The organism is Ruegeria sp. YTSA072, from assembly GCF_059610285.1.
The window spans coordinates 545,873-559,875 of the sequence record NZ_JBXWNI010000001.1 but is presented as its reverse complement, the minus strand read 5'-3'; the positions used below and the strand labels follow the sequence as shown (position 1 = coordinate 559,875).

The following is a 14,003-nucleotide window of genomic DNA, read 5'->3' as shown; positions in this document are numbered from 1 at the left end:
GGGCAGTTAACGCCCTATTTCAACCTTACCGCCATCTCTCATGGTGAGAATGACCTGAGGTGTTCGGGACTGCAAGGCACCTGATGGACTATTCGGCGATTTTGATCACCAAAACGCCAAGCGCCTATCAAACAGGCTCAATATCCCCCTGCGCCCGCTGCGCATGGAACTCGACCTGCCACGCATCGAATGTTCCGGCAGCGATGGCGTCGCGCATGCCCTGCATGATCTCTTGGAAATAGTGCAGATTATGCCAGGTCAGCAGCATACCCGAAATCATTTCATTCGAACGGAACACGTGGTGCAGATAAGCGCGGGAGTAGTTTGAACAGGCGGGACACGTGCAGTGTTCATCCAACGGGCGCGGATCGTCTGAATGGCGGGCATTCTTGATGTTCACCACGCCGTAGCGCGTGAATACCTGCCCTGTGCGCCCCGAACGGGACGGCAACACACAATCCATCATGTCAATGCCACGCGCAACGGCGCCAACGATATCATCCGGTTTTCCAACGCCCATCAGATAACGAGGTTTATCGACAGGCAGCATATCCGGAGCAAAGTCCAGCACGTCGAACATCGCTTCCTGCCCCTCACCCACGGCGAGACCGCCGACAGCATAGCCTTCGAACCCGATCTCTTTCAGTGCCTCGGCCGATTCCTCGCGGAAATCCTGCTCTAGTCCGCCCTGCTGAATGCCGAACAAGGCATGACCCGGGCGATCCCCGAAAGCGTCACGCGACCGCTCAGCCCACCGCATCGACAGGCGCATCGACTCGGCAATGCGATCCCGGTCAGCGGGCAACGCTGGGCATTCGTCGAAACACATAACGATGTCGGACCCTAACAGGCGCTGAATCTCCATCGACCGTTCAGGCGTCAATTCGTGGCGCGAACCGTCGATATGAGATTTGAAGGTCACGCCTTTTTCGGTCAGCTTGCGCAACCCGGCCAGCGACATGACCTGGAACCCACCGGAATCCGTCAGGATCGGCCGTTCCCAATTCATAAACTTGTGCAACCCGCCCAGACGGTCGATCCGTTCGGCGGTCGGGCGCAGCATCAGGTGATATGTGTTGCCCAGCAGGATGTCTGCCCCAGTGGCACGTACGCTTTCCGGCATCATCGCTTTGACCGTTGCCGCCGTGCCAACCGGCATAAAGGCCGGCGTTCGAACTTCCCCGCGCGGAGTGTTGATTACTCCGGTACGGGCTTTGCCGTCCGTGGCCTTCAGGTCAAAAGAGAAACGGTCTGTCATGTGAATGCCTCAGGGTCGCTGAACCGGGCAGCAATTGCCCGATCTTCGCTGGTATTGCAAGCCGTCAGGGCAATGACGCAACGCGGTCAGTGAACAGGTTGACAACCCCTGCCCCGTCCACATCTCGGCATACGCGTACCGGTGGTCTGTTGGCCTCCGGTCGGGTTGCCCCGATTTGCGGACCATCGACCATAACCTGAAGCCCGGTTTCGACCATCTCGAACATGGGTTCGTGCGTGCAGGCGATCACGGCCGTCGAGTCGTGCAGGCCACACCCCTCGAGACCGCCGATATCCTTGTAGAACTTCAGGTAAAATTTCGAGATGTCGCGCAGGAAACCGCCCATGTCAGCGGAACGCGCTGCCAAAGCATCAAAATCCGCGGTCTCGTACAGAGTTTTCAGCGTGACATCCAAGCCGACCAGAACGGTATCTGGCGGAGACGCGAACACTGCATCCGCAGCCTGCGCATCGTGATAGATGTTGGCCTCGGCATGCTCTGTGATGTTCCCGGGGCAAAACACGGCACCGCCCATGATCACCAGTCGCTTGATGTTGCCTGCAAACTCTGGGTCCAACCGCATGGCATCGGCGACATTGGTCAACGGACCAATGGCGCAGACGACCAGCTCACCCTTGTGTTCCTGCGCCTGCTCGACAAGGAATTCGGCCGCCGTCAGGGGGTGATTTTCCCCAATCTGCGGGATGTCAGTCAAATCACCGAATCCTTCGGGGCCGTGCACGTGCTCGGACGGGTCGTAGGTGGTCGCACCCACTGGAAGCCGCGCTCCCTCGGCTACTGGCGCGTCCAGTCCCAGTTTATGGAGCAAGAACCGCGCGTTGCGGCTGGATTGGTGCACATGCGTGTTGCCGAAAACCGTGGTCAGGCCGATCAGGTCTATTTCTGGTGCAGCGGCGGCATAGGCAATGGCCATCGCATCGTCGATGCCCGGATCTGTATCAATTATCAGTTTCATCCCCGCCCGATAGCGCAATCACAACCGGATGCAAAGCAGCCACATTCAAAATATTCCACGCCACATTGTGGTTTTCAGAGATTTGCATCTATTCCCATTCCCGCCATACCAGAGTTGAAAATGAGCGAGTCAATCCCCAAGTGTATACCATAGTACACAACAATACAGAGGACAGATATGACCGAAGAACAGATCATTGGGTTGCTAACATCGAACATCATTTACCTGCTTGCGGCAGGTCTGATTGTCGTCGTTATTTTCAAAGGCATCAAAATTGTGCCTCAGTCCGAAAAATACGTGGTTGAACGCTTTGGCCGCCTGCACTCGGTACTTGGCCCCGGAATCAACTTTATCGTTCCTTTTCTTGACGTTGCGCGTCACAAGATATCCATTCTTGAACGCCAGTTGCCGAATGCGACGCAGGACGCGATCACTAAGGACAACGTTCTGGTTCAGATCGATACCTCGGTGTTCTACCGCATTCTTGAACCGGAAAAGACCGTGTACCGTATCCGTGACGTCGACGGCGCGATTGCAACAACCGTTGCAGGTATCGTCCGTGCCGAAATCGGTAAAATGGATCTGGATGAGGTGCAGTCCAATCGCGCGCAACTGATTGAACGCATTCAGGAAAGCGTCGAAACTGCCGTTGACGACTGGGGGATCGAAGTCACCCGCGCCGAGATTCTGGACGTAAATCTGGATCAGGCCACACGCGATGCCATGTTGCAGCAGTTGAACGCGGAACGTGCCCGCCGCGCGCAGGTGACCGAGGCTGAAGGTCAGAAACGTTCAGTCGAATTGAATGCCGACGCGGAACTCTACGCGGCCGAGCAGACCGCAAAAGCCCGCCGCATCCAGGCCGAGGCTGAAGCTTATGCAACCGGCGTAGTCGCCAAGGCCATTCAGGACAATGGTATCGAGGCCGCCCAGTATCAGGTCGCGTTGAAGCAAGTCGAAGCCCTGAACGCGCTAGGTAACGGCACCGGGTCGCAGACCATCGTGGTTCCCGCCAATGCGCTTGAGGCCTTTGGCGATGCCTTCAAGATGTTGAAAGGAGGAAAGTAATGGCTGACCCCATCTGGCTGACATGGTGGCTCTGGTTGGCCGGAGCGCTGGCTCTGGGCATACTTGAGATCGTCTTGCCGGGGTTCATCTTTCTTGGCTTTGCAATTGGCGCGGCGGTCACAGGGCTTTTGCTTGTGATTCCTGGTTTTGCCCCAAGCCTGGCAGTCTTGCTTTTGATCTTTGCGGCCTTATCGCTGGTGGCTTGGCTGATCCTGCGGCGCATGTTCGCCCTGCCCCACGGCCAGGTGAAAACCTTCCGCCACGATATCAACGATTGATCCAAATCGACGCAGCGTCCGGCGGGCCACACGGCACCACTGGACGCTGCCCCAGCCTTTCCCTATATAATTTCTCAGGTAACAGCCCCGAGGCACGAATGACCCATCCAAGTGAACAGTTCGAAGGTACGCCGCTGATCGCGCCTTCGACCATCGATCATCCACTCTACGATTCCGTGGTCGAGGCTTGCAGATCTGTCTTCGATCCCGAGATTCCGGTGAATATCTACGATCTGGGTCTGATCTATACGATCGATATCACCAAGGAAAACGCGGTGAAGGTCATCATGACACTGACCGCGCCCGGATGCCCGGTCGCCGGTGAAATGCCAGGCTGGATTGTCGAAGCCATCGAACCGGTCGCTGGCGTCAAAGAGGTTGACGTCGAACTGACATGGGAGCCCCCCTGGGGCATGGAGATGATGTCAGACGAAGCACGTCTTGAACTGGGATTCATGTAGAATTTCGCTCAGCTTTACCAAGTAAAGCATTGAAGGATAACAAAAGGGCTGTCCATAAACCGAGGCAGCCCTTTTTACGTCAAAGGGCCCGAGCGGCCTATTCCACGCCGCAGGTCGATTTTATCTCGGCCGCGCGTTGATCCAGCTCTTTGACGTAATCGCCATTCAACATACTGAGCCTTTTTTGCTCGGTTCCCGTGACCAGTCCCAGCAATGCACCGGCAGGAGTGATCGCAATGATACTTTCTGCCTGCTGGTCTTCTGCGTGCTTCTTTTCTGCGGCGATGGCTCGAAGATCCCCCTCGGCTGTTGCGCAATTCACCGGATGCCGTGCGCCATCCGTTGCTGCATGTGCCAGACCTGCGGTCAGAAAGACTGCGGCTACAGCTTGCATCGTTATGATTTTTCTGCGGAAATGCCTGTTCTTCGCCATCTTCTTTCGCCCTTCGCTCAAATGTCCTGTCACAATCGTCAAGCTAAGGCGAAGACCGGGAGTGACGCAAGTTTGCTGTGGCAATTGGTCGTTTGGCCGCGTCACTGCCGGTAAAACTTAGGTCAGCAGGTCTGCTATGTCTTGAGCCTGACGCCTCTCGGCCCTAGATTGGGGATAACGTAGCGCAACGGAGACCACCATGTTTGGCATTCCCGGCAAACAAGCCGTGACAATGACGACCAAAGCGGCCGAGCAGATCGCACGCCTGATGGCGACCGGCGGTCACGCCGGTTTGCGCATTGGCGTCAAGAAAGGCGGCTGCGCTGGCATGGAATACACCATGGACTACGTGGATGAAGCCGATACCAACGACGAAGTGGTCGAACAGGACGGTGCCCGCATCATGATCGCGCCAATGGCGCAGATGTTTCTGTTCGGAACTGAAATCGACTATGAGGTCTCGCTTCTGGAAGCCGGGTTCAAGTTCCGTAACCCGAATGTTGTGGACGCTTGCGGTTGCGGCGAATCCATCAAATTTGACGAGACGCTTTCCACACAAAACTAAGTCGCCTGCAGGTGCAGATAGGTTTCGTTGTAGCGCCGTGTAAGATGGTCACCTGCGCTGATCGTTTTGCCTGAGCTTTGCGGAGCAACGTTGGTGTCGTAGGATGGGTTAAAGAACAGTGGGACCGAAATGCGTTCTTGCGTCCCGCCTATGACGCGATGCTCGGTGGCTTTGACTTTTCCGGCGGTCCAGAATTCCAGCATCTCTCCAAAGTTGATGATGAATGTACCAGGCTCTGCAGAGACAGGTTGCCAGCTGTTATCCGGCATGCGGACCTCAAGCCCTGAGACCCCGTCTGTGGCCAGCAATGTCAGACACCCATAGTCAGTGTGCGCCCCGATGCCAAAATCCCGATCACCTGCCCATGCCGGGCGTTCTGGATAGTAGTTCCCGCGCAATAGGGCCATTGGCGTGTCAAAGGCACGATCAAAACTGAGTTTATCCCGGCCCAAAGCGACCGCAATGGCCCGAAGAACGCGCATCGCCACATTGCAGGCGTCACTGTAGTAACCTCTGATAATACCCTGAAATTCAACAGGACTATTCGGCCACAGGTTCGGAGCATACACGCTGAGCCCTTTTCCGGCGTAAGAATTTCCCGCAGGCAATTCGAAACCACAGTCGAACACTTCCTTGAAATCCGGATTGGCCTTGGGGTCGACCTGTTCTGATCGCGGCGCGCCCCACCCTCGGTTTGAACCCGTCATCGCCATATCAACGGTTTTTTTCTGGACGTCCGGCAAATGGAAGAAGTCGCGATACGCCTCGATCACGTTTCGGACTTGATCGGCGTTCAACCCGGTGTTCGACACCGTTAAAAACCCAACTTCACCAATGGCATGCAGCAGCATTGCCATCTCTGAAGCCTCGCGTTCATCCAGTTTTCTCAGATCCAGATCGTCGATCATGCCGCCCTCCACAATACCGCGGAACCTGCCGTTGTGGTCGGACCTTTGCAACCGGAATTGTCAGGCTCGGCTGGTGGTGCTATCCGATGAGCAAACAACGACTTATTTGGGGGTACGCGTTATGCGGCGCAAGCTGGCGGCTGGAAACTGGAAAATGAACGGAACTGCGGCTGCATTGCCCGAGCTTCAGTCGCTAGCCGGGTCGTTTCCTGACGCATCAGTGGATGTTCTGATTTGCCCCCCCGCGACCTTGCTGCACCGGGCGGCAGAAACGGTAAAAGACACCGGAATTTCGGTCGGTGGACAGGACTGCCACGCGGCCGAATCCGGCGCGCATACAGGCGATGTCAGCGCCCAGATGCTGATTGATGCAGGGGCAAGCGCGGTCATTCTTGGCCATTCCGAACGGCGCGAGGATCATGGTGAGCAAAACGACGATGTTCGCGCCAAAGCCCGCGCTGCGATGGACACGGGCCTGAAAGCCATCATTTGCGTCGGCGAAAGCCTGGAACAGCGCGAGGCCGCGAACACGTTGGACATCATCGGTGGTCAGTTGTCCGGTTCGATCCCAGATCAGTCGACCGGTGAGAACCTGGTTGTCGCCTATGAACCGATCTGGGCCATTGGCACCGGCAAAGTCCCCACACTGGACGAGATCGGAGAAGTGCACGACTTCATCCGCGCCCGGCTTGAACGTCGATTTGGCGAAGGCGTCGGCCGCTCGGTCCGGTTGCTCTATGGCGGTTCGGTCAAACCGGGCAACGCAGCCGATATCTTTGCAGTCTCCAACGTGGACGGGGCGCTGGTGGGCGGCGCAAGCCTGAAAGCCGAAGACTTTTCTGGCATTATCGACGCCCTGCAAAAGGCCTGAGGTCAGGCTAGTTTCATCGTCACCAGCCCGGCCACAATCAGGGCCGCCGCGATCAGGCGGGGCGCGCTCAGCGCCTCACCCAGAAACATCACGCCGACCATGAAGGCACCGACGGCGCCGATGCCGGTCCAGATCGTATAGGCCGTGCCTAAGGGCAACTCCCGCATCGCAAGGGCAAGCAACCCGAATGATCCGATCATCGACACGCCCATCAGGGCCGTAGGCCATAGGCGCGTGAAACCGGCAGATTGCTTCATGGCGACGGCCCAGACAATTTCCAGCAGGCCAGCGAATAGCAATAATATCCAGGGCATTTGGACACCTCATATCTCTTCGGGTCGTCCCGAATGATCAGCCAAATCGGCGAGGTCGTCCTCGGCTGAAAGATATACCCACTATACCGGGGTTCAAGAGGTCGGACACTTAATTGAGCACCTAAGGACACCCGGGCGGGCAAACGATCGACGCCCGATTGACGAGATGAAACTCTTAATGCGGCAATTCAACCGGTGATACGAAACTGATGGGTTCGCGTTTAGGGTGGTATCGAATGGGTTACCGACTATCTGGATCGATTCCGCACACAAAAAAGGCCGGGTCTGACGACAGACCCGGCCTTCTTTTCTTTCACAGAAACCGCTAGTTCGTAATGATCTCAGGCCCCATGAACGTATTGGGCAGGAAGGTCGATATCCACGGTATGTACGTCACCATGATCAGGAAGACGAAAAGCACGGCCAGGAACGGCAGCGCCGCCTTCACAACGCTCATCATCGGCATACCGGCCACGCCCGATGTCACGAATAGGTTCAAACCAACCGGGGGCGTAATCATCCCAATCTCCATGTTCACCACCATGATGATGCCCAAATGGATCGGGTCGATGCCCAACTCGATGGCGATTGGAAACACCAGAGGTGCCACGATGACCAACAATCCCGAAGGTTCCATGAACTGACCACCAATCAGCAGGATCACATTGACCACAATGAGGAAGGTGACTGGCCCCAGGCCCGCCGAAAGCATTGCACTAGCGATGTGCTGAGGCACCTGTTCATCGGTCAGCACGTGCTTGAGGATCAGCGCGTTGGCGATGACGAATAGCAACGTCACCGTCAACTTACCGGCCTCAAACAGCGTGTGCTTGGTGTCGGGGTGAAAGAACGCCGTGACCAAAGCATAGGGCTTTTTCAACAGCGGAATGTTCTGCCCATTCCCATTGGTGCTAAGCGGACCCATGTCCTTGTAGACAAAGCTGGCAATAAAGAAGGCATAGACGGCAGCGACAGCAGCGGCTTCGGTCGGTGTGAAGATACCGCCATAAATACCACCCAGAATGATGACGATCAGGAACAGACCCCAACCGGCTTCGCGGGCCGAGATAAAGATCTCGCCCCAACCTTTCCATTCACCTTTGGGCAGGTTTTTGACTTTGGCCATCACATAGATCGTAACCATCAGCATCAGACCCGCCATCAGGCCCGGAATGACGCCCGCAAGGAACATCCGCCCGACCGAGACCTCAACGGCGGCGGCATACACCACCATTACAATGGACGGCGGGATCAGAATGCCCAGCGTACCCGCGTTACAGATCACACCCGCAGCGAATTCCTTAGAATAGCCAACCTGCCGCATACCGGCGATGACGATGGAACCGATGGCTACAACAGTCGCCGGAGACGACCCCGACAGCGCGGCAAACAGCATACAGGCAAAGACACCCGCAATCGCCAGACCGCCCGGCAAGTGCCCGACACAGGCGATGGAAAAGCGGATGATCCGCCGCGCCACTCCGCCGGTCGTCATGAAGGACGATGCAAGAATGAAGAACGGGATCGCCAACAGAGTGAAGTGGCCTTCAAAGGCTTCGAACAGGGTTCCCGCGACCGAAGCCAACGAACTGTCGGAATAAATCAGCAGAAACAGGGTCGAGCTAAGACCCAGGGCCACCGCAATCGGCACACCGATCAGCAACAGGCCGATGACCATAGAGAATAGAAGTACGACGTCCATTAGTCATGCTCTCCTTGCTGAGCCCGGACTTCTTCGATCTCGTCCTCGACTTCGTGACTGGCAACAAGACGGTCGGTCTCACCACGCCAGATTTGTACTGCGACCTGAGCGAAGCGGATCACTAGAAGCAGCATCGACACCGGCAGCACCAGATACGGCACCACCTTGGGCAATTTTTCATACCCCTCGCCGTAGTTGATCAGATCCTCGAGGAAGCGCAGTGGCGCGACCATCGGGATATCGTCGACCTCGTAGAAACTCTGGCTGCGTGCGTCGAAATTGAACCCGGTCGGGAACCAGCGGCCCGAGGTGGGCGGCAGGTCGGCAAAAACGGCCCAGTAGTCATACGACCCTTTCAGCAGCAAAAGCGAGAACACCAGACAGCACGCCACCGATATCAGCGCCAGAATGCGGCGCGGCGCCGGGGCCAGCATGTTCAGGATTGCATCAACACCCAGATGAGCGTGTTTCTTGACCGCATAAGAGGCGCCCAGCAACACCAGCCAGCCAAAGGTGAAAACCGTTAGCTCAAGCGCCCACAAGATGTTGGAATTGAACACAAAGCGCGCGATCACGTTGGCGAAGGTTACGACCGTCATCACGCCCAACAGGGCGGCAATCATGGTCTCTTCGATATGGTCGACCAGCCCGCCTTGGCCGGGTTTCGAACCAGACATTTTTCTGTCCCCACATTATTGGTGATGAGAGTTAGATGTGGCGGGCCAAATTACGGCCCGCCCAGCCTGCGTGTCCGCCACTCCCCAGTCTTTGGACACGCGGCCTCAACCGGGATCAGAACCCGGCGTTGATGGCCTGAGCGGCGTCGATTTTGTCCTGACCTACGTCGTCAGAAAACTGGTCCCAAACGGGCTTCATCGCGTCGACCCAGGCCTGACGTTGTTCGGGGTTCAGTTCGCGGATGATACCGCCGGCATCAGTGATCGAAGCCTTAGCTGCTTCGTTCACCGAGAAGGCTTCCTTGTTCCGTGTCTCGGTCACTTCGCCCAGGATGGTCAGGAACTGATCGCGCACCTCGGGGTCAAGGCTGTCCAGCCAATCAACCGATGTCACAACCAGATAGTCGATGATGCCGTGGTTGGTCTCGGTGATACCGTCCTGCACTTCGAAGAACTTCTTGCCATAGATGTTCGACCATGTGTTTTCCTGCCCGTCCACAACGCCCTGTTGCAACGCGCCGTAAACTTCCGAGAACGCCATCTTCTGCGGGCTGCCGCCAATGGCTTCCATTTGGGCAACCAGAACGTCCGAGGATTGAACACGGAATTTCAGGCCTTCGGCATCCGACGGAGCCTCAAGCGGTTTGTTGGCCGACATCTGTTTCATGCCATTGTGCCAGAACGCCAGCCCTTGCAAGCCGCGGCGCTGCATGCTGTCTTTCATCGCCTGACCGTCAGCCGAGGCCTGGAATGCATCAACTGCGTCGATGTTCTTGAACATGAACGGCAGGTCGAACAGACGGAATTGCTTGGTAAACTTCTCGAACTTCGACAGCGACGGCGCGGCCAGCTGGACGTCGCCTTGAAGCATTGCTTCAAGCACCTTGTCATCATTATAGAGCGTCGAGTTCGGATAGACCTCAACGCACATCACGCCATTCATCTCGTCATTGACGCGCTGCTCCAGCAGCGATGCCGCGATGCCCTTAGGGTGTTTGTCCGTGTTCGTCACATGCGCGAATTTGACGACAATCTCGCCGTCATCACACGCGGCCATACCGGCGGTTGCTGTAACACTCAACGCCAGCGCGGTCGCGGCAGTTGTCAGGAATTTCATCTGTCTTTTCCTCCCAGACTTCCATGAAACCTTCAGTCAACGCCAGATCGGCGTCTCATGTCGCGCAGTGAAGCGAATCAAGGGGCACCGCTCAACTTTTTGTTCGAAATTCGGAAAGTTCAAATATTTTTGTTTTACTTCATAGTTTTAGATGGTACTTCCCCGCCATCAAAAGGCAGTGACACTACCCGTTGTGCGAAAATCCGCACATTTATTCCCCCGGCTGTGCGGATTTCCGCACGCACTTCGAATCAGATCGAACGACTCACCCCCTGATTCTCTGGTGACCACCCGCAGCCTGCGAATGCAGGCTGCCCGGCGCAACGCCATTAAATGCATGATAATGCAGTCAAAGGCGGCGGGTGTCCCCGTTAGCGCCGATAGTCTTCTGGGCGAATCTGATAGCGCGCCAGTTTGTCGTAAAAAGTCTTGCGCGGCAGTTTCAACGCACTTGCCGCATCCGAAGCTTTGCCATTGTGCCGACCCAGCGCCGCAATCAACAACGACCGCTCTACGCGCGCCATTTGCTCGTTCAGCCCCAGATCAGCGGCACGTGCCACCTCTTCCGGCATCCCTAACACGAACCGCATCGCCGCCGACATCAGCGATCTTGCGTTACCCGGCCAATCGCTGGCCATCAACGACGCAAGTTGCTCCGAGGTAATCTCGGGCTCGGCAATGCCCGCCTGTTCTGCCGCTTGCGCGACATAATGGCGAAAGATCACTGGAATATCTTCGGGTCGTTCCGCCAGCGACGGGATCCGCACACGCATGACATCCAGGCGAAAAAACAGGTCGGCATTGAATTGGCCCTGCTCTGACAGCACCGCCAGATTTGCGGTTGTTCCCGCGACAATCCGTGAACCGGTGCCCTCCTCTATCATTTCAAGCGCGGCGTATTGCGTGGCGTCTGGCATGGCCGAAACCTCATCCAAGAACAACGACCCACCGGCCGCATCTTCGCACACGCGTACCAACCCCTCGGGCGTCAGCCCTGAGGCCGGGCGCTTGACGAACGGCCCCTGCCCGACCGGCGACATCAGATGAACGACTTCGGCCACTTTCGATATCCCGCTGCCCGGTGGCCCGGTTACCAGAACTTCTGCCCCGGTGGGGGCGACGGATCGGACTCGTTCACGCAGGGCCTCGGCCTGTGCGGAAAGGCCGAACAAAAGCCGCGCTGCCGGATCGCCGCGCTCAAGCTCTGATTTGAGGGCACGCTGTTCGATCACCTGCGCGCGCGCGTCAAAGGCTCGTTCCAACACGGGCAGCAGGTCCGTCGCCGCACATGGCTTTTCCAGAAAATCAAAAGCTCCCTGTCCCATGGCCTGCACCGCCATCGGGATGTCGCCCTCACCGGTCAACAGAACAACGGGCAAATCTGGATCTACCTCACGCGCGTAGTTCAGCAGATGAAAACCATCCCGGCCCGGCATACGGATGTCCGAAACGATCACACCCAGAAAGTCGGCGCGAATATGGTCTTTTGCTGCCACAAAGGATCCCACAGTAACCGGATCATAATCTGCCAACTCAAGTGTTTGCGCCAAAGCTTCGCGGACGGCAGCGTCGTCATCAACCAGTAGAATTTTCCGCGTCATGCGACCTCGTACTCCGTGAAAGGTTCAAGCTCGACGGTAAACAGCGCCCCGGTGTCCAGATTTGCACCCCGGATGTTACCCCCAAAGCTTTGCACCAGACCATACGAGATCGAAAGCCCAAGCCCCATCCCCTCAGAGGTTCCGACAGCCTTGGTCGTATAGAACGGTTCGAACAGTTTTTCCGAGTTTTCGATGCCCGGGCCGATATCGCGGACAGTCACGGCCAGCTTGTCGCCGCGGTCGATCGCAATGCGAATAAGGCGGTCGTTTTGCCCGCTCATCGCGTCGGCGGCATTGTTGATCAGGTTGACGAATACCTGAACCAACCGCACCTCGCCACCCCATGCGTAAACCGGGTTATTGGGCGGGGCCCAATCCATACGGACATCCTCAGTTCGCAATCGCGCCTCGGTCAACTCGACCGCCGTATCGATCACCTGAACCAGGTTAACCTTGCCCATCGGTTCACTTTCGTTGCGCGAAAAGGCACGCAGGTTCTTGATGATACGCGCCATGCGCGCCGCCATGGCAGAGATACGCGTCAGGTTCTCCGACGCTTTCTCATCCCGGCCCCGGGATAGAAAAGCCGCGCCATTATCTGCGAATTGCTGGATCGCCATCAGTGGTTGGTTCAGTTCGTGACTGATACCCGCCGACATCTGGCCCAACGCGCTGAGTTTACCTGCCTGGATCAGCTCTTCCTGAGCGTGTTTCAGCGCCGCTTCTGCGTCTTCACGTTCACGCACTTCATGGCGCAGTGCGGTGTTTGCAGCTGTCAACGCATGCGTCCGTTGCGCGACCCGGCTTTCCAGAATCGTGTTGGCCTCGGCCAATGTGCGCCTGCGTTCGGTCGCCAGATACAACAGCGCACCGAAGGCCAGACAGATTGCAGCAACCGTCGCCGCCTGCAACCCCGCCAAACGCTGCGCGGGGGCCACATCGACCAGAACTTCAGCCGTCATGTCGATCACCGGCAAGTCCAGCATCAGGTGTAAAGCGCGGCTAGGCAGATACCGCCCCCAATTCAGTTCCCAGACCTCGTGCGGACCGACCAGAACCGAGGCAAAATCGACCACCCCGCCGTCTGGCGGTGTCAGGCCCAATTGACCCTCGTCCCGGTGCCAAAACAACAAGTCCGATCGGTTTGAGATAAACACGACACCGTCCCCGTCGGTGAAGAACACCGCCTCGGTACTGCCGCGCCAAGTCTGTTCCACATCCTGCACATCGGCCACAACGATCAATACACCCTCGACCCGACCAGCATCACCAAAGGCCGGGGCGGCGTAGGAATAGGTGCGATCTCCGCTGCTTTCCACAACCCCATGCGCGCTGCCCATTGCGCCCTGCAATGCGCGCCGAAACGCGGGGTGGTCCGCCATGTTTGGCCACACAACCGGCTGCGCCGAGGCCAGCACCTGCCCGCTTCGGTCAAGATACATCATGTTGACGGCCGAGGTTTTGTCGGCGACGTCCAGCAATATCGCGCGCGCTGCCCGTTGTTGCACCGGTGTCTCTAGGACGCGCAGGACCGGATGCGTGGCCATCAGCACGGCCAGTTCCTGATAGACCTGCATCTGAGTGCTGAGCCGGTCTGCAGCCAGTTCAAGGTCAGCCTCGGCCTTTTCGCTGAGCTGCGACAGCGCTTGACGATAGCCATAGGACCAGACCCCTGCGGTCAACAGGCCGACAGCAAACAAAAATCCCAGAATGACCCAAACGCGTTGCATGATATAGGGTCTTGCATTCGCCGCGCCGCATGGCAAGTCTGCGC

At 57.3% G+C, this 14,003-nt stretch carries 15 protein-coding genes; 5 read left to right on the top strand and 10 right to left on the bottom strand.

Annotated elements, in window-relative coordinates; all coding sequences use genetic code 11:
* Positions 1 to 127: 127 nt before the first annotated feature.
* The gene (tgt, locus tag AC2FIB_RS02700) at positions 128 to 1,258 is read right to left on the bottom strand and encodes a tRNA guanosine(34) transglycosylase Tgt (RefSeq protein ID WP_113788867.1); all 1,131 of its coding nucleotides are present in this window, start codon (positions 1,256 to 1,258) and stop codon (positions 128 to 130) included.
* Between the two features lie 64 nt (positions 1,259 to 1,322).
* Positions 1,323 to 2,234 (bottom strand): nucleoside hydrolase, encoded by a 912-nt coding sequence (locus tag AC2FIB_RS02695; RefSeq protein ID WP_496733137.1) that lies wholly within the window; start codon positions 2,232 to 2,234, stop codon positions 1,323 to 1,325.
* A 177-nt stretch (positions 2,235 to 2,411) separates the two neighbouring features.
* Between AC2FIB_RS02695 and AC2FIB_RS02690 the strand changes: the two genes are divergently transcribed.
* The 3 genes from AC2FIB_RS02690 (at position 2,412) to AC2FIB_RS02680 (ending at position 4,041) form a co-directional block, all read left to right on the top strand.
* The gene (locus AC2FIB_RS02690) at positions 2,412 to 3,302 is read left to right on the top strand and encodes an SPFH domain-containing protein (RefSeq protein ID WP_496733136.1); all 891 of its coding nucleotides are present in this window, start codon (positions 2,412 to 2,414) and stop codon (positions 3,300 to 3,302) included.
* Complete coding sequence (locus AC2FIB_RS02685) at positions 3,302 to 3,580, top strand: NfeD family protein (protein WP_496733135.1); 279 nt, start codon at positions 3,302 to 3,304, stop codon at positions 3,578 to 3,580. The genes AC2FIB_RS02690 and AC2FIB_RS02685 overlap by 1 nt, the downstream gene beginning before the upstream one ends.
* Before the next feature lie 98 nt (positions 3,581 to 3,678).
* On the top strand, positions 3,679 to 4,041 hold the full coding sequence (locus AC2FIB_RS02680) for an SUF system Fe-S cluster assembly protein (protein ID WP_058271500.1): 363 nt from the start codon (positions 3,679 to 3,681) through the stop codon (positions 4,039 to 4,041).
* A 97-nt stretch (positions 4,042 to 4,138) separates the two neighbouring features.
* Here the strand turns inward: AC2FIB_RS02680 and AC2FIB_RS02675 are convergent, their stop codons facing one another.
* Positions 4,139 to 4,474 (bottom strand): hypothetical protein, encoded by a 336-nt coding sequence (locus AC2FIB_RS02675; RefSeq protein WP_496733134.1) that lies wholly within the window; start codon positions 4,472 to 4,474, stop codon positions 4,139 to 4,141.
* 199 nt (positions 4,475 to 4,673) lie between these two features.
* On the opposite strand from AC2FIB_RS02675, the gene AC2FIB_RS02670 reads away from it, so the two are divergent.
* Positions 4,674 to 5,039: a HesB/IscA family protein gene (locus AC2FIB_RS02670; RefSeq protein WP_058271498.1), complete on the top strand. Its 366-nt coding sequence runs from the start codon at positions 4,674 to 4,676 to the stop codon at positions 5,037 to 5,039.
* On the opposite strand, the gene AC2FIB_RS02665 is transcribed toward AC2FIB_RS02670, so the two are convergent.
* Positions 5,036 to 5,947, bottom strand: a complete 912-nt coding sequence (locus AC2FIB_RS02665; RefSeq protein ID WP_496733133.1) for an isopenicillin N synthase family dioxygenase — start codon at positions 5,945 to 5,947, stop codon at positions 5,036 to 5,038. The two genes, AC2FIB_RS02670 and AC2FIB_RS02665, sit on opposite strands and share 4 nt — an antisense overlap.
* A gap of 121 nt (positions 5,948 to 6,068) precedes the next feature.
* Here AC2FIB_RS02665 and tpiA point away from each other — a divergent pair, with 121 nt between their 5' ends.
* Positions 6,069 to 6,818 carry a triose-phosphate isomerase gene (gene tpiA / locus AC2FIB_RS02660; protein WP_496841705.1) on the top strand — a complete coding sequence of 250 codons (750 nt, stop codon included), beginning with the start codon at positions 6,069 to 6,071 and terminating at the stop codon, positions 6,816 to 6,818.
* Between the two features lie 2 nt (positions 6,819 to 6,820).
* Here tpiA and AC2FIB_RS02655 read toward each other — a convergent pair whose 3' ends face one another.
* The 6 genes from AC2FIB_RS02655 to AC2FIB_RS02630 form a co-directional block, all read right to left on the bottom strand.
* Positions 6,821 to 7,132 carry a DMT family transporter gene (locus AC2FIB_RS02655; protein WP_496733131.1) on the bottom strand — a complete coding sequence of 104 codons (312 nt, stop codon included), beginning with the start codon at positions 7,130 to 7,132 and terminating at the stop codon, positions 6,821 to 6,823.
* Positions 7,133 to 7,457: 325 nt separating this feature from the next.
* A complete protein-coding gene (locus AC2FIB_RS02650; protein WP_496733130.1) occupies positions 7,458 to 8,834 on the bottom strand; it encodes a TRAP transporter large permease in 1,377 nt (458 codons plus the stop codon).
* Positions 8,834 to 9,511 carry a TRAP transporter small permease gene (locus AC2FIB_RS02645; protein ID WP_058271493.1) on the bottom strand — a complete coding sequence of 226 codons (678 nt, stop codon included), beginning with the start codon at positions 9,509 to 9,511 and terminating at the stop codon, positions 8,834 to 8,836. The genes AC2FIB_RS02650 and AC2FIB_RS02645 overlap by 1 nt, the downstream gene beginning before the upstream one ends.
* A gap of 115 nt (positions 9,512 to 9,626) precedes the next feature.
* Positions 9,627 to 10,628 (bottom strand): DctP family TRAP transporter solute-binding subunit, encoded by a 1,002-nt coding sequence (locus AC2FIB_RS02640; protein ID WP_109311602.1) that lies wholly within the window; start codon positions 10,626 to 10,628, stop codon positions 9,627 to 9,629.
* A gap of 371 nt (positions 10,629 to 10,999) precedes the next feature.
* Positions 11,000 to 12,229, bottom strand: coding sequence for a sigma-54-dependent transcriptional regulator (locus AC2FIB_RS02635; RefSeq protein ID WP_496733128.1), 1,230 nt, complete (start codon positions 12,227 to 12,229; stop codon positions 11,000 to 11,002).
* Positions 12,226 to 13,959, bottom strand: coding sequence for a sensor histidine kinase (locus AC2FIB_RS02630; RefSeq protein WP_496733127.1), 1,734 nt, complete (start codon positions 13,957 to 13,959; stop codon positions 12,226 to 12,228). The genes AC2FIB_RS02635 and AC2FIB_RS02630 overlap by 4 nt, the downstream gene beginning before the upstream one ends.
* Positions 13,960 to 14,003: the final 44 nt, after the last annotated feature.